The following is a 16,140-nucleotide window of genomic DNA, read 5'->3' as shown; positions in this document are numbered from 1 at the left end:
GTAAACGGATAAATGGCATGCGGATCTTACTGGTAGAAGACGACAACTTGCTGGCACAGGGCATAGTTACAGCCTTGGCGCGGGCCAGTTATCAAACCGAACATTGCCGCACCGGTAAGCAAGCCCTACAGGCGCTGGATAATGCGGAGTTTGATTTAATGATCCTGGATTTAGGCCTACCCGATGGCTTTGCCGGTAAAATCTTACAACAGCTGCGCGCGCAGCAACATCAACTGCCGGTACTGGTACTCACGGCGCTGGATCAAATTGAAACCAAGCTGCAACTGTTAAACGATGGTGCTGATGACTATATGGTAAAGCCCTTTGATGTGCGGGAGTTGGAAGCGCGGATCCGGGTACTGTTACGCCGCAAAGCCGAGCGGCGGCATGATGTGCTGCAGCATGGCGAACTGCTACTCGATTTAGTGAAACATAGCTGCGAATATGCCGGGAAAACCGTGAATTTAACCCGGCGCGAATTTTTACTGTTAAAAGACTTTCTGCAGCATAAAGATAAGATTTTAAGCCGCCAGCATCTGGAAGAGCTGAGTGTGGGCTGGGATGGCGATACCGAAAGTAATGCCATTGAAGTGCATATTCATAACCTGCGCAAAAAGCTGCACCCGGAGCTTATTAAAACCGTGCGCGGTATCGGCTATCTGCTGCCGGGGCAAGTATGAAGCCACTGAGTATTCAAACCCGGTTAGTTTTACTGCTAAATTTGTTGGTGATCGCGGTATTAAGCCTGACCGGCTATATCAGTTATCAGCAAAGCTTGCATGAAATAGACGAAGTATTTGATGCGCAGTTGGCGCAAAGCGCCCGCTTAACTGCTGGCGTAGTTATGGCCAACCCCACCTTATTACAGCAGGATAAGCCAGTGCTGATACCGGTGGCGCATCTGGACGAGCTGGTTAAAGGCCAGGCTGAGCTTAGTGAGCGCTTTCTTACCGGCTACAAATATGAGAGTAATATCGCCATTCAAATTTGGCGCAATGATCAGCAGCTGATTTTACATACCGCCAACCTGCAACAGCCGATGCGGCCGGTGCGTAAAACCGGTTTTAGCGAATATCACACTGAAAATGGTGATCTGTGGATCAACTTTACCCTACGTCTGGATGAGCTGGGGGTGCAAATCGTTAGCAGCCAACGCGAAGCGGTACGCGAGGAACTGAGCTATAGCATCGCCCTAACCCAGATCCGCCCTGTTCTGTTTTTGATCTTACCACTGAGTCTGCTAACCCTTTATCTGGTGCGGCGCGGTTTAAAGCCGTTAAAACAACTGCAACAGCAGCTCAGCCATACCAAACCGGAGCAGCTGCAACCGATCAATAGCCCGATGCCGGCTGAACTGACTCAGGTTGTCACCGCGATTAACCAGTTGTTAGAGGCGATTGAGCAACATATGCAGCGCGAGAAACGTTTTATTGCTGATGCCTCGCATGAACTGCGCACGCCACTGAGTATTATCAGTTTGCATGCCCAAAATCTGGCACAAACACCACTTACTGCGGAACAGGATGCCGCGGTGACTGCCATTAAACAAGGCAGTGAACGGATGAGCCATCTGACCAATCAACTGCTGGCGCTGGCGCGATTAGAACACCCGAAACTGGCGTTACGTTCACAACCGCTGGCGGATTTACTGGAAGCCAGCCTGCACCAGGTTGCACCTGCCCTGCTGCAAAAAGTGATCTGGCAATTAGCCGACCTTGATGCTTGCCGGGCTGCGGGTTATCAGGTGCAGGCTGACACGACACTGTTACAGGTAGCGCTGCGTAACCTGTTTGAAAATGCGGCCAAGTATGCGCCAGCAGATACAGAGGTAGTCCTGCGCCTTGAGCCGGGTTTAAATAATAAGATTGTACTGACAATACAGAATCAATGCTTAGTCGCAGTGGATAATGATGTCCTGGGACAACGCTTTTACCGCGCTCCCGTGCATCAGGATCTGACAGGCTCAGGTTTGGGTCTGTCAATCGTAAAACGCATTACGGAGCTACATCATCTGGGGTTTAACTGCGCCTTTTCAGGGCATACGTTTAGGGCACAGATCATTATCACGCTTGCCAACAACCAGAGTTAAATATCATTTAGCGATATCGTTTTCCCGCGACATCTGGCTGCGCACCTTCCTGCTTTAAAAATTAAATTTTTATGCATCATTGTTATTTTAAAGAAACAATGCTTTATTCTTCTGGTATCTAAAACGTATCATCAGGGAGTTGAAAATGGGTTTTAGTCAGAAGATAAAGATCATCAGTCTAAGTATCGTCCTGTTACCCCTACTCGTTGCCACTACCGTGATTACCCTGCTGGGTCGCACTGAACTGTTTCGCGAAGCGGAATCGCGTTTAGTCGCAGTGCGGGAAATTAAAGAGCAAAATATCGCTGCCATGCTGCATGATTTTCGTGCCGGATTAGAAGTTGCGGCCAGTGCAGTGGCCGAGTTACCGCAGTTGGAGCAAACTGAGAGTCTAACGCCATTTTTTAGCGCTATTAATCAGCAGCTTGGATTTTATGATCTGTTTGTCATAAACAATGCTGGTGACATTATTTACACTGTGGCGCGAGAGTCCGATCTGCACACCAATCTGCAACATGGGCCCTACCGCGACTCTGGTCTTGGCCGGTTGTTTCAGCAACTGCGGGCTCGGGATAATCAGGTGCTGATGGAAGATTTCTCGCCCTATGCCCCCTCGAATAATGAAGCCGCTGCCTTTCTCGGCAAAGCCATTACGCTTAATCAGGAGCGGGTTTATGTTGCCGCTCAGCTGTCGATCGATAAGATTAATAGCGTGATGCAAATCCGCGCCGGTATGGGTGATAGTGGCGAAACCTATCTGGTTGGCAGCGATTTCAGAATGCGCTCAGATTCCTATCTCGATCCGCAACAACGCAATATTCAGGCCTCATTTCGTGGTACCGTCGCCGCAAACGGCGTGGATACCAAGGCGGTACGAGAGGCGCTAGCCGGGCAGAATGGCGTTATGCAAGTTATCGATTACAACAACAATGCCGTGTTATCGGCCTTTGCCCCGCTGAATGTGTTCGGTGTACGCTGGGCGCTGCTGGCGGAAATTGACGTGGCCGAAATCGCAGCACCAGCCCGCCGCATGCTATTTACCGGCATTGGTATTAGCCTGGCCGCTTTACTGCTGGAGATTCTGGCCGCCGAGCTGGTGTGTCGTTTAGTGATCAGGCCGCTTGGCGGTGAGCCGGAGCAAATGTGCCAGCTTACCAGTGTCATCGCGTCCGGTGACTTTACCACTGAGTTAATGGTACCCGAACAACCCGGCCATGTGATGGGTTGGCTGGCAAAAATGCAACATACGCTTAAAGGTTTGATTTCGCAGCTGCTAGGTATCAGCCGGGAGCTGGAAAATACTGCGACCCAAAATTCAGCAGCCATTACCCAGGCGGATGGCAGTATCCAACTGCAGGCCCGCGAGACTGATATGCTGGCCACAGCAGTTGAAGAAATGAGCTATGCCGCCGCCGAAATCGGTAAAAATACGGCCTATGCCGCCGATGAAGTAAAAGGCTGCAACAATTCCAGCCTACAGCTTACCGCCGCGCTCAACGCTACCAGTGAAAGTTTACAACAAACCTTAGCCCGCTTTGCCCACATTCATCACGAAGTCGGTGAGCTGGATCAGGATAGTCGTAAAATTGGTCAGGTGTTTAGCGTCATCAACAGCATTGCCGAACAAACCAATTTGCTGGCATTAAATGCGGCTATTGAAGCGGCGCGTGCCGGCGAACATGGCCGTGGCTTTGCCGTCGTGGCTGATGAAGTCAGGCAGCTGGCCTTTCGGGTGCAGGAAGCGATTAAAGAGATATCTTCAGTACTCAACGGCATAACTGGTAAAGCGGCGTCTCTGGCGACGCATAGTGGCTTTTGCAGCGAAGCCGCTCAACAAACACTGCAACAATCTAACGCGATGGCAAAGGCCGTAAATGACATTTATCAGCGTCTGGCCGTGCTAAAAGATTTAATGACCCAAACCGCAACAGCGGCGGAAGAACAAACTACGGTATCCGCTACTCTGGCAAATAGCATCTCCAGACTTAGCGCCGCCGCCGAGGAAAACAGTACCGCCATTTCCCAGGTCGCCAGTAGTACCCGCCAGTTACTTGGTATGGCACAGAGTTTGGGGCAGTCGGCCGGACAATTCAGAGTCTAGTGAGGGTGTGGCAAAGCATTACTGATTAAAGCCTGCGGCAACGCAGGCTTTAACATCTTGCCCCGGATTAACCATCTTACCGTGGCTACTGCCCCTGTCCCAGTGCGAAACCGCGCTCACCATTAAAACTATACAGGTTCTCGGTTTTCATCACATCCAGCCCGGCCTGGGTTAATGTTTGCAGCAGTTGCAGAATATCCTGCTGTTTAACCTCCTGTGGCAGTTGCGTGAATTGTGTCGATTGGGCCGGCATAAAACGGCAGCGCCAGTGGTCGGTACAGAAGGTTTCCGGAAAGCCTTCCGGCCATACTTTAACGCCACGGTTAGTAACCATCTGTAGATGCAAGATACCTTTAGTCAGTGCCAGTAAACGGCTGGCCAGCTGCTCCGGTGTAAAGTTACGTTCATGCAAAAAGATGTCGACACCCAATAGTACTTTATGCGCTGGTGTCGCCCGCTTATACAGGCTCTTTACTGCCGGCTGACGCGGTTGACTCTGATACTGCACCGGCGTAAAGCGCTGCGGCAAGCGCCCCAGCCGGGCAATGACGGCCTCTGCAAAGCCTGCTGTGCTAACAACTTGCTGGCTTTGCTCACCCTGCAGATCGGCGGTATGGATCCCTTCCTCAAGGGTTGCCAGCCAGGCATTATGCACGCGCGCTGCCACCTCGGCCTGACCAATATGCACCAGCATCATTACCGCTGCCAGTAATAAGCCACTGGGGTTTGCCACGCCCTGCCCGGCGATATCCGGCGCACTGCCATGAATAGCTTCAAACATGGCAATTTGTTCACCAATATTGGCGCTGGGGGCCAGGCCGACACTGCCGGTCATCTCGGCTGCGATATCACTTAAAATATCGCCATATAAATTGGGCGTCACGATCACATCAAAACGTTGCGGCTGGGTCGCCAACCGGGCTGCGCCGATATCAATAATATAGCGTTCGGTCGCAATATCAGGATACTCTGCGGCTATCTCCTGAAACACCTTATAAAACAGGCCATCTGTCATCTTCATAATATTATCTTTGACCATGCAGGTGACTTTTTTCCGGCCATGGCTGCGGGCATAGTCAAAGGCATAGCGTACAATCTTTTCACAGCCCGGGCGGCTAATCAGCTTCAGGCACTGAAAAACCTCATCAGATTGACGATGTTCGATACCCGCGTACAGATCTTCTTCATTCTCCCGCACTATGACGATATCTAATTTAGGATGCAGGGTTGCGACAAAGGGGGCATAACTGACACAGGGCCTTACATTCGCGTACAAACCCAGAGTTTTACGGATGGTCACATTCAGGCTTTTGTAGCCATCGCCGGCTGGCGTTGTCACTGGCCCTTTTAGAAAGACTTTGTTGCGGCGCAACGATTCCCAGGCATCTGGCGCGATTCCTGAACTGTGACCAGAGAGATAAAGCTTCTCACCAATATTAATATATTCAGGGGCAATTCTGGCGCCGGCAGCGGCCAGAATATCCAGCGTGGCCCGGGTGATTTCTGGCCCTATCCCATCGCCCAGTGCGACGGTTACCGCTACCTTTTCGTACTGCTCTGTTGCCTCTGAGTTTAGCTGTTGCTTAGCTTGCATGTTAACGACTCCGACTGTGGTTGCTATGCCGGCACTGTAGAGCAGTTAAATCATTAAGAAAAATATTTAGTTTTAATCTTATCCATAGCTTAAAATCTATATATCAGCCAACCAGAGCCAACTTAGCGATGCCAGCCAGTACCCTCGCCCGTTTTCAACGTATTACCCCGCAACAACTGCGCGCCTTTGAAGCCAGTGCCCGCTTGTTATCGGTAACCCAGGCTGCGCGTGAGCTCTTTGTCAGTCAGCCTACGGTGTCGGTACAACTGAAAGAGCTGGCAGAAACCTTGGGCGAGTCCTTATTTGAGCAAAGTGGCCGCCAAATTCGTTTAACGCAGGCCGGCGAACTACTGTATCAAACGGTACGCGAGCTTGCTAGCTGCTGGCAGCGGCTGGAATCCGAGCTGGCGGCAATTCATGGTTTGGTGCGCGGCAAGCTAAAAATTGCCGCGGTTACCACCGCCGAATACTTTGTCCCGGATCTGCTGGGCCCTTTCGCGCGTGCCTATCCAGGTATTGAAATTGAGCTCAGTGTCGAAAACCGCGATCGTATTGTGCAGCGACTAAGCCAGGGGCTGGACGATCTGACGGTAATGATGCTACCGCCAGCCGAGCTGGATTTGGACAGCCAGGCCTTTCAAACCAACAACTTGATTGTCATAGCCCCGGCGAACCATCCGCTAAGCAATAAAAAGTTGCGCCTAAACGAACTTAGCGGCGAACGCTGGTTAATGCGGGAAGCCGGTAGCGGTACCCGTAAAGTTACGGAGCAATTTTTTGCCAAGCAACAATTTCAGCCAAATATTATGATGAGCCTGGGCAGTAACGAGGCGATTAAACATGCGGTAGCGGCCGGGCTTGGTATTGCGGTGCTGTCCGATTTGGCGGTCAATCAACCGGCCTGGTCAAGCACCACAAATGGACTAAGGATACTGGATGTCGCCGACTTTCCAATAGTCCGACAATGGTACCTAGTCTGGCGCCGGGATACCCCGCAAAGCGCGACGGCGCGGGGATTTATTGCTTATTTACAACAGCAGGCATCGGGCTGAATGTACTAGCGCTGGCGAAAAGTTCAGCGCCGTGCTAGAGTGCGCGCGATCCGGTTCCGGCTCAATTCAACCCCAATCCCAACACCATTCAGGTACCCAAAAACTATGTTCACTTATGTCGTAAACAAGTGCGCAGCCGTGCGCCTAAGCTTGTTGTTATTAGCGGCGTTATTATTAAGCGCCTGCGTCGCGCCAGCCTTGTTGTTGTCACCACAGGGTCAGCTGATGTGGGCCATTATGAAGCCAATGGTTGGCCTCGATCCCAAGGAAGTGAATTTATTTGAGCAACCGCTGATTAAAAAGCGGCTGGAACCCTTACTGGGCGAGCATTACCAAACGGCAGTATCTTTGCTGAACACGGCAGATGAGATCAAACAGCAAGGGCCGCTGTTTTATGTTGCGTCCAACTATACGCCGCTACCGCAGCTTGCTGAAAAAGCGGGCTTTGTCTGGAATGCCGAAACCAACCAGATGGCGGTATTAATCAGTAAAGGCGGTGTTACAGAGATTTTCGCCGAAGCGGTAGAGAAAAAGGCGAAGGCCGTGCTACCAGTGTGGCCGGCTGAGCTGGTAGATTACGCCAAAATGGCCAGCAATCCGGAAAAGTTACTGCAACAGCAACTGGAACAGCAAAAACAACAATTACTTGAACAGCCGCAACAACAGCTGCAGCAAGCTGTTGAGGCACAAAAACAGCAGCTAATTGATGCGCCCAAACAACAACTTGAGCAGGCGATAGATGCGCAAAAGCAGCAATTAATTGAAGCGCCCAAGCAGCAACTTGAGCAAGCCATTGATGCGCAAAAACAGCAGCTAATTGAAGCGCCCAAGCAGCAACTTGAGCAAGCCATTGAAGCGCAAAAACAGCAGCTAATTGATGCACCCAAGCAACAGCTGCAGCAGGCTATCGAAGCACAGCAGCAACCGTTAAGCGAGCAGCCCGAGCCGCAGCTGAAAAAGCTGGCAGCACCAGTACCAAAACAGGATTAAAGGGCTTTTTGCATAAAAACGCTAAGCGGGTCCGGTTGATAATCGGCAAAGGGCCCGCACTGCAGATAGCCATGCTGCTGATACAGCTGCCGCGCCGGCGCAAAATAAGGTTCGGCGCCGGTTTCCAGATACAAGGCAGTTACGCCTTCGGCTTTGGCGAACTGCTCTAAGTGCGCCAGTAGCGCCTTCGCCACCCCTTTACCGCGGGCAACACGAGCAGTACGCATCGACTTAATTTCTGCTATAGCGGCAGCATGGCGCTTCAGTGCAATACACCCCAGCAACTGCCCGTCCTGCCAGGCACTCCAGAACACAATATCCGGCGCTTTTAACCGTTCCAGATCCAGAGCATGTACGCTTTCCGGCGGCGAGGTCGCATACATATCAGCCAGATGCTCATTAAGCAGATCCTGAATGGCCTGGCTGGTAAGGGGATCACGGATAATATTAATCATGACATACTCAGTACACTAAAAGCTGATCACAGCCGGCAGCATAACCTTGTGTCCGGCATAAAAAAAGAGGCCACAGCCTCTTTTCAGTAACTCAGGATAACCGCAACTTAGTTCTGACGTAACTGCTGTGCGGCTGCCACCATATTTTTCAGGGCTGGCAATACCTCACTCCACTGCCGGGTTTTCAAACCACAGTCCGGATTGACCCACAGCCGCTGCGCCGGGATCTGCTGCGCCGCCTTTTGCATCAGCTTAACCATCTGCGCTGTCGTAGGGGTATTGGGCGAGTGAATATCGTAAACACCGGGCCCGATTTGATTCGGATAGGCAAAGTGCTCAAAGGCGCGCAGTAACTCCATATCGGAACGTGACGTTTCTATTGTAATCACATCGGCATCCAGCGCCGCGATCTCAGCGATAATGTCGTTAAACTCGGAGTAACACATATGGGTATGGATTTGCGTACTGTCAGCCACACCGTTGGCACAGAGTTTAAAGGCAAACACCGCCCAGTCCAGATACTGTTGCCACTCGCTTTGCCGTAGTGGCAAACCTTCACGCAGTGCGGCTTCATCAATCTGGATGATCCCGACACCGGCGGCTTCCAGATCCTGAACTTCCTGCCGGATCGCCAGCGCCAACTGCAGACAGGTTTGCTGCCGCGGCTGATCATCGCGCACAAAAGACCAGTTCAACATGGTAACAGGCCCGGTTAACATGCCTTTCATCGGTTTAGTGGTCAGCGACTGGGCATATTGGGTCCAGGCCACTGTCATCGGCTGGGGCCGGCTGATATCGCCATAAATAATAGGGGGTTTGACACAACGCGAACCGTAGGATTGCACCCAGCCATGCTGGCTAAAGGCAAAGCCCGATAACTGCTCACCAAAGTACTCCACCATGTCGTTGCGCTCCGCCTCGCCATGCACCAGCACATCCAGCCCCAGTTGTTCCTGCTGCGCCACCGCATGAGCAATTTCCGTTTGCATCTGATCCCGATATTGCGCCGCCGAGATAGTGCCTTTTTTCAGCGCCAGCCGCGCCTGACGAATGGCCGTCGTTTGCGGGAAAGAACCAATAGTCGTCGTAGGGTATAGCGGCAGAGCAAAACGTGCTGCTTGCTGTTGCGCCCTTACCGGATAAGGACTTTGCCGCTGTGCCTGCTCTGGCCGGATCTGCTGTAGCGCCTGCTGCACTGCCGGATTATGCACCAGCGCAGACTGACGGCGACTGGCGATCGCCGCCGCATTGTCGATTAACGCTTCTGCCACCAGCAACCGTCCGCGGTTAAGTGCCAAGCCCAGGATCTGCAACTCCTGCAACTTCTGCTTGGCAAAGGCTAACCAGTTTTTCAGCTCTGGCAGCAGTTTCTGCTCGCTGTCCAGATCAACCGGGACATGCAACAAGGAACAGGAAGGCGCCAGCCATAGCCGATCACCCAGCAAAGCCGCAATCGGCTCCAGCCAGTCGAGTACTGCTGTCAGATCGGTTTTCCAGATATTACGGCCATCGATCACGCCCAGTGATAGCACCTGTTGCGGCGCCAAACCCTGTAACACCTGCTGCACCTCAGCGCGGCCCCGCACCGCATCCAGATGGATGCCGGCAACAGGTAACGCCTGTAATAAAGGTAAATTGGCTCCCAGCCGGCCAAAATAACTGGCCAGTAGCAGCTTAACCGGCACCTCTGCCAGCAGACTATAGGCGCCAACAAAAGCCAGTTGCCACGGCTCGCTCAGCTCTGTTGCCAGTATCGGCTCATCCAGCTGGATCCATTCGGCCCCGGCTTGCTGCAGTGTCTGCAATAACTGCTGATATACCGGCAGTAGCCGTGGCAGCAGCGCCAGGGGCTCAGACTGATCTTTGGCCTTACATAGCCACAGATAGGTTAAGGGGCCAATCAACACCGGTTTGGCCTGAACGCCCTGAGCCTTCGCTTCGCGAAATTGCTGTAACAGCCGGCTGCTTTGTAACGAAAACTCGGTCTGGGCGGTCACTTCCGGCACGATATAGTGATAGTTGGTATCAAACCACTTGGTCATTTCGCCGGCATGAATACAGCTGCACGCACTGTCCTGTGCCGAGCGCCCGCGCGCCAGCCGGAAATAATTGTCCAGCTCACTGCCGGCTAAGTGCTGCAGCCGGGCCGGGATATTACCAAGCGTAAAACTTAAATCCAGCACCTGATCATACAGCGAAAAATCGCCAACCGGCAGCCAGTCCAGCCCTTGTTGCAGTTGCCAGTTTTGCGCTCTTAGCTGTGCTGCGGTCTGCTCCAGTTCACTCTCGCTGCTCTGGCCCTGCCAGTAAGCTTCCAGCGCCTTTTTTAATTCCCGTTTGCGGCCAATCCGCGGAAAACCCAGGTTGTGTAATATTGCCATTGTGCCCTTCCTTTTATATCCATCTGGATGGCTAAACATTAACAACTTTATTTAATGAACAAAAATGGTATATTTTCATCAACCAATGAAATTAGATCATAAATATCATGATAGAACGGATCCATCTGGCAATTCTGCGCGAATTAGCCCGCCAGGGCTCGGTGACAGCCGCCGCCACGGCACTGCATCTGACGCAATCGGCACTGAGCCACAGCATTAAAAAACTGGAACAGCAGGCGGGCACGACGCTGTGGGATAAGGATGGTCGTTCGGTACGGCTGACTCAGGCCGGCAGCCATCTGCTAAGCCAGGCCGAACGTTTACTGCCACAGTTTGAGCGGCTGGAGCAAAAGCTGCAGCAGTTTGCCAGCAATGAGGCCGGTACCCTGCATATCGGCATGGAGTGCCATCCCTGCTATCAGTGGTTGCTGCAGGTTGTAAAACCCTTTCTGGCGGCAGCGCCGGGGATGGATATCGATGTGAGGCAACAGTTTCAGTTCGGCGGCATGGCGGCGTTGTTTAATCAGGAGATCGATCTGTTGATCACCCCGGATCCGATCCGCAAAGCGGCTATCGAGTTTGAAGCCGTATTCCCTTATGAGTTAGTGCTGGTGGTCAGCAAGCAGCATCCGCTTAGCCAGCAACAGCAGGTGAGCGCAGCGCAGCTTAGCAAGGAGCGGCTGTTAACCTATCCGGTAGAGCTAAGCCGGCTGGATATTTTTCAGCAGTTTTTACTGCCGGCACAATGTCTGCCCAGACAGCATAAAACTCTGGAAGATACTGATATTATTCTGCAAATGGTGGCAGCCGATCGCGGTGTCACCGCCCTGCCCGACTGGCTGGCCCGTCAGTACGCCAGCAAACTGCCACTGAGTTTACTCAGATTGGGCGAGCGCGGTATCCAAAAACATATCTATGTCGGCTGTCGCCAGCAAGAGCGGCAAAACACGCCCATTGCTACCTTTATTCAACTGGCGAAAGGCGCTGTTGCGCCCGTTGCAGCCCCAGCGCCAGACCCGCACTAAAGAGTCCGGCTTCGAGCATGGCGCTAAGATGGAGCCAGCCGTTGCCAAGGCTAATGCGGGCAAAACCCTCTGGCAGCAAGATTTTACCCAGCGTTGCCTGAGGAAATTCCGCCGCCAGTTGCGCCAGACTGCCAGCCAGTAAGACGCCGCCGCTTAGGCTAATCAACAGTCCGGCCAGCATACCGGGCAGTAGTGCAAAACCTAAACGGTAAAAGCGTGGTTGCCGTCGCAGCAACAGCACAGTTGTTGCCACAGCAAGGCCAATCAGCAAACCTTCGGTAGCTCCGGTCAACTGTGCCGGGCTGCGGCCAAAAAACAGGATCAGCATATCCTTAAGTAGCACACTGACAAAGGCACCAACCAGCAAACCTGCCACCGCCCCGGCCAACAGGGTCCAGAGCGGTTGCTGCGACCGCCATAGCTGTGCGGCGCTGATAGCGGCGGCAATCGCAGCGCCGGCCACTAACGCCAGCAAGGTCGTAACACTTAACAGCACCAGCAAAAATGACATGGCCTGACTGCCGCTGTTCAGGGCTTGCATCGCCGCCAGCAAACCATACAGCATGCCACCGGTTAAGCCGGCCACAGCTGCACCGGCCACGCCATAACCGATACTGAACCAGAGGTGTTGTCGCTGCCGCTCGCGCTGAGTTTCGTTAGCAACCAGCCCTGCCGTCGGGGTTAAGCTTGCGCCAACGCCTACTTGCGAATTGCCATCCTCCCGGCTGACCGCCGCAATAAAGCGGTAACCATGTTTGGGAACCGTTTCAATAAAGCGCGGCGCAGTGGCATTGTCGCCCAGTACCCGGCGCAAAGTCCGGATACACTGTGTCAGGGCCTCATCACTTACCACCAGTCCCGGCCAGACTTGCTCGAAGAACTGCTGTTTGCTAACCAGTTCGCCGGCATGGTGCAGCAACAGCAGCAAGGCATCCAGATAGCGACTGTTTAGCTCCTGTCGCTGCCCGTGATAATACAGCTGCCGCTGTGCCGGGTTCAGCTGAAAACCTGCAAAAGAATAACACTCTGCCGCCATAGGGCTGACTCACTCCATACTTTCAACCAAGGGTATTATGCCTCAGAACCCGGCCGCTCCGGGTCAGAATTTCGTAGTAATCCCGCCGCCAGTAACCAGAGTAAAGCAAAAGCCGTATTGATCACTGGTGCCGCCCCTAAATCCGCCACTTGAATCACCAGCTCAACACCCAGCTGCAGCGCAGCACTAAGGTATAACACCTTGCTCATACCCCGTGCTCGAAACCTGACCCACAGTGCGCCCAGCGCTGTCACGGCCAACACCACCAGATACAATAAGTTCGCCGGGTTATCTTCACTGCCAATAATGCCGACAGCCAGATTAATCCAGATCAGCAGTAAAGAGGTGAGCACGACTAAAGCCCAACCGGCACGCCCGGCCAGATTGTTGCCCACCCGACAGCCCAGCTCAATCAGCAAGGCGGTGCCTCCAAGCAGTACGCCGGCAACCACGAAGTCGGAGCCGGTCCAGTTCACTTCGCTGCTAAACTGCATGGCGAGCAGCGGCAGTAACAATAATCCCAGCACGCTACTCCATAGTGCCAGACGCCAGGGATTAAACCAGAATAACGAGGGTTTCTTTAACGTTTGCATCAGATGCTCCTTGATTAATTAGCGCGCCTATCATCAGGCTAAGGCGCGCTAAAAACATGAGCAAAGGATGAGGAAGGGCTGATTTTTTGCGGTATCAGTTAAATCAGTCCGCTGCGAGCGATGCAGCGGGCACTGGCACCTGGCCGGCCGAGACTAACTGCTGGCGGCTTTGTTCCAGACGTTCGAGTCTCGACAGGTATTGCGCACAGGGTACCTTGGAAGCGCGGTTCAACATCTTACCTACCGGGTTATACGCCCAGTGATACCAAGGAGCAATAGCTTGTTGCCCGCCGGCTTCACAGCTTAGCAGCAGTGCCCGCTCATTACTGCTGGCCTGCGCTTGATAAAGCGGTTTAAGTAGTGTTACGCCTAAGCGTTGCAACAGCTTTAATTCGCTGCTTTCATTTAACCCTTTTGCAATTAGCTGCTCAGACAGCTGCCACTCGCCGGCCAGGGCCAGCTCCAGGCTCAGTTCAGCCGGACTAAAGGGTTGCTGCCAGATCGCAGGTCGCGGACGCTCGCCATCAGTCAGAGATTGGTTGATCGCGCTGGCAAATAGAAAATGCTGCTCAATGGCGGCGACGCTGATCATCTTTGATACCAGATAACGATTTTGTGGTAACAACTTGCGCCAGAATTGCAGATCGGCCGCAAGTAACTGCTGTGCCAGCTCGCTATCCCCCTGGCGTGCTGCCAGATACGCCTGTAGCAACTGCAACCGCTGGCCATTTAATAACGGTTGATAGGCAGGTAAGTCATTACTAACCAGCAGCGGTTCCTGCCAATGCTCGGTGGCAAGCCACTGTTGATAGGCCGCTAACAGCTGTTGCTGTTGCGCCAACAGTTGCTGCAACGTTTCCGTTTCCGCCTGAAGTAGCGACTGACATCCGGCTTGATAGCAATCACTAAATAATTGCTGCAACTCGGGGATAGCGGCGGAGCCCAACTGCGCCAGCTGTGTAGTATAAAGCTGATAGCCATTGTTGCTAACCGGCTTTAGCGTCAACTGGCGTTTCAGATCCAGCGCGCGTTCTGACGCTGCCTCATCCTGCCAGTTGACCGTCAATAACAGCAGGTAGCAGGTCACAGCAACTGCCACCAAGCCGCCCAGACATTTGCCAAGGAATTTCGCTAACGTGGTAACTAATGACATCCGTATCTCCTTATTTATTCTTATTTTTCTACCTTAAAGTAAAGAGCTTTATATTACCAGTTTAGTGCGGATAAATTTTAAACAACAGTAACAACCACAGCGGCAGACTAATGCAGCCGAGCATAGTGGACTGGGCGATAAGGGTCGCCACCGGTTGGCGCTCAGCACCATACACCGAGGCCAGCACATGCGCCGCTGAGGCTGTTGGTAAGGCCGCAAATAATACCAGTACCAGTGCCGGGCCGGCTGGTACTGCTGCCAGATAACAGATCAGCAGCATCAGCGCCGGCATCAACAATAGCTTAATCGTATTTAAAGCCAGCTGAAAACGGTCAAGCCGCCATAATGCTTGCCATTGCATAGCGGCACCTATAGACAACAGCGCCAATGGCAGCGCGGCCTGCGCCAGTTTATGTAATGCCAGCAGCAGCTGTTCAGGCAGGGAAACCGCCAATACTGAACATAGCAAACCGGCCAGACTAGCCAATAAAAAAGGATTGCTGACCACCAGCTTCAAAGTTTTTACCAGCCCCATGCCCTGCCCGCGCGATAGCGCAGACACCGCCAGGATATTTGCAACCGGTACTGCCAGACCTATCGCAATCGACATCAGTGCCCGATACTCAACTGGCAGCGCCTGGACCATCACCATCGCCAGCGCCGTATTAAAGCGCCAGGCGGTTTGCCACAATGCAGCAAAATCCAGGAACCGGGCCGGCCCCCAGGCGCGCACCAGCCAGCCGAGCAGACAGGCAAACAACATAATACCCCAGATCCCGGGAGCCAGAATCATTAAATCCCGGCTAGCAGGAGGGGCACCAAGGGCACTGATGAAAATCAGCGCCGGAAACAACAAATAGAAATTCAGGGTATCCAACGCCTGCCAGCCGGCCGGCGGTAACACCTTACGCAATGCCGTGCCACCCAGTAGCAATAAAAAATCCGGCAACAAGGCCAACAACACCATCCCCACCACACTTATCCACAGCACTCCGGTACCGGTCTGAGCTCAGACCCTGAGGTATCCCCACGAAATAGGATGATAAAACAAAGGATTAAATAAATTGGTATAGGAAGGGAACATTCATGGCGCTCGATGATCAGATCTTTCGCCAAAAAAAACAATCAGGAATCGCCATGAATGTTCAGCACATCCTAACCAATTTCATTCACGCTGTCACACCTTCTATGCATAGTGCCCGGCGCAAGGCGCTACAAAATATAGTCTTAAGTGCCTCGACCCAGCAGCAACTCACAGTCACTTCGCTTGGGCGGAACCTTGACACGCAAGCCTATGAAAAGCATCGAATAAAAAGTGCTGATCGCCTGCTCTCCAATACGCAACTTTTTTATGAGTTACCGCACATTTATCAGCAACTGGCCCGATATTTTGCAGGTTATCAAGCACAGCCAGTGATTTTGGTCGACTGGTCAGACTTAGAGCCCGGTCAGCAGTTCTTCCTGCTGCGCGCCGCATTGGCATGTGAGGGGCGCTCGATAACCCTTTATGAGGAAGTGCATTCCCTGGCGACTAAAGATAAACCCCAAACTCATCAGCAATTTCTAAGGCGCCTTCACGCAATACTACCGGCAAGCTGCAAGCCCGGTTATCGTTACAGACGCCGGATTTCGTGGCCCTTGGTTTAGGCAAGTACTGGATATCGGATGGGA

At 52.8% G+C, this 16,140-nt stretch carries 14 protein-coding genes; 7 read left to right on the top strand and 7 right to left on the bottom strand.

Features of this window, described 5'->3' with window-relative positions; all coding sequences use genetic code 11:
* The first annotated feature begins 17 nt into the window (after positions 1–17).
* From AEST_RS06055 to AEST_RS06045, 3 genes are all read left to right on the top strand, one after another.
* Positions 18–680: a response regulator transcription factor gene (locus AEST_RS06055; RefSeq protein ID WP_008607772.1), complete on the top strand. Its 663-nt coding sequence runs from the start codon at positions 18–20 to the stop codon at positions 678–680.
* Entirely contained in the window at positions 677–2,089 is a 1,413-nt protein-coding gene (locus AEST_RS06050; RefSeq protein WP_008607771.1) for a sensor histidine kinase, read from the top strand. The genes AEST_RS06055 and AEST_RS06050 overlap by 4 nt, the downstream gene beginning before the upstream one ends.
* A gap of 145 nt (positions 2,090–2,234) precedes the next feature.
* Positions 2,235–4,190, top strand: coding sequence for a methyl-accepting chemotaxis protein (locus AEST_RS06045; RefSeq protein ID WP_008607770.1), 1,956 nt, complete (start codon positions 2,235–2,237; stop codon positions 4,188–4,190).
* An 85-nt stretch (positions 4,191–4,275) separates the two neighbouring features.
* Here AEST_RS06045 and AEST_RS06040 read toward each other — a convergent pair whose 3' ends face one another.
* Positions 4,276–5,784 (bottom strand): NADP-dependent isocitrate dehydrogenase, encoded by a 1,509-nt coding sequence (locus AEST_RS06040; protein ID WP_008607766.1) that lies wholly within the window; start codon positions 5,782–5,784, stop codon positions 4,276–4,278.
* A gap of 128 nt (positions 5,785–5,912) precedes the next feature.
* On the opposite strand from AEST_RS06040, the gene AEST_RS06035 reads away from it, so the two are divergent.
* Both AEST_RS06035 and AEST_RS06030 read left to right on the top strand, forming a co-directional pair.
* The gene (locus tag AEST_RS06035; RefSeq protein ID WP_008607764.1) at positions 5,913–6,836 is read left to right on the top strand and encodes a LysR family transcriptional regulator; all 924 of its coding nucleotides are present in this window, start codon (positions 5,913–5,915) and stop codon (positions 6,834–6,836) included.
* Between the two features lie 105 nt (positions 6,837–6,941).
* Positions 6,942–7,826: a hypothetical protein gene (locus AEST_RS06030; RefSeq protein ID WP_008607762.1), complete on the top strand. Its 885-nt coding sequence runs from the start codon at positions 6,942–6,944 to the stop codon at positions 7,824–7,826.
* Here AEST_RS06030 and AEST_RS06025 read toward each other — a convergent pair.
* Together AEST_RS06025 and metE are read right to left on the bottom strand one after the other, a co-directional pair.
* Complete coding sequence (locus tag AEST_RS06025; RefSeq protein WP_008607761.1) at positions 7,823–8,281, bottom strand: GNAT family N-acetyltransferase; 459 nt, start codon at positions 8,279–8,281, stop codon at positions 7,823–7,825. The two genes, AEST_RS06030 and AEST_RS06025, sit on opposite strands and share 4 nt — an antisense overlap.
* Positions 8,282–8,388: 107 nt before the next feature.
* Positions 8,389–10,662, bottom strand: coding sequence for a 5-methyltetrahydropteroyltriglutamate--homocysteine S-methyltransferase (gene metE / locus AEST_RS06020; RefSeq protein WP_008607759.1), 2,274 nt, complete (start codon positions 10,660–10,662; stop codon positions 8,389–8,391).
* 107 nt (positions 10,663–10,769) lie between these two features.
* On the opposite strand from metE, the gene AEST_RS06015 reads away from it, so the two are divergent.
* A complete protein-coding gene (locus AEST_RS06015; protein WP_039925192.1) occupies positions 10,770–11,687 on the top strand; it encodes a LysR family transcriptional regulator in 918 nt (305 codons plus the stop codon).
* On the opposite strand, the gene AEST_RS06010 is transcribed toward AEST_RS06015, so the two are convergent.
* The 4 genes from AEST_RS06010 to AEST_RS05995 form a co-directional block, all read right to left on the bottom strand.
* The gene (locus AEST_RS06010; protein ID WP_008607757.1) at positions 11,626–12,723 is read right to left on the bottom strand and encodes a winged helix-turn-helix domain-containing protein; all 1,098 of its coding nucleotides are present in this window, start codon (positions 12,721–12,723) and stop codon (positions 11,626–11,628) included. The genes AEST_RS06015 and AEST_RS06010 overlap by 62 nt on opposite strands.
* Positions 12,724–12,758: 35 nt before the next feature.
* Positions 12,759–13,316 (bottom strand): hypothetical protein, encoded by a 558-nt coding sequence (locus AEST_RS06005; protein WP_008607756.1) that lies wholly within the window; start codon positions 13,314–13,316, stop codon positions 12,759–12,761.
* 103 nt (positions 13,317–13,419) lie between these two features.
* Entirely contained in the window at positions 13,420–14,469 is a 1,050-nt protein-coding gene (locus AEST_RS06000) for a hypothetical protein (RefSeq protein WP_008607755.1), read from the bottom strand.
* Between the two features lie 61 nt (positions 14,470–14,530).
* The gene (locus AEST_RS05995) at positions 14,531–15,460 is read right to left on the bottom strand and encodes an AEC family transporter (RefSeq protein WP_008607754.1); all 930 of its coding nucleotides are present in this window, start codon (positions 15,458–15,460) and stop codon (positions 14,531–14,533) included.
* A 146-nt stretch (positions 15,461–15,606) separates the two neighbouring features.
* Between AEST_RS05995 and AEST_RS05990 the strand changes: the two genes are divergently transcribed.
* Positions 15,607–16,116, top strand: a complete 510-nt coding sequence (locus tag AEST_RS05990; RefSeq protein ID WP_156803873.1) for a hypothetical protein — start codon at positions 15,607–15,609, stop codon at positions 16,114–16,116.
* Positions 16,117–16,140 lie beyond the last annotated feature (24 nt).

The organism is Alishewanella aestuarii B11, assembly GCF_000280055.1.
Lineage (GTDB): Bacteria > Pseudomonadota > Gammaproteobacteria > Enterobacterales > Alteromonadaceae > Alishewanella > Alishewanella aestuarii.
This window is presented reverse-complemented; position numbering and strand designations above follow the sequence as displayed.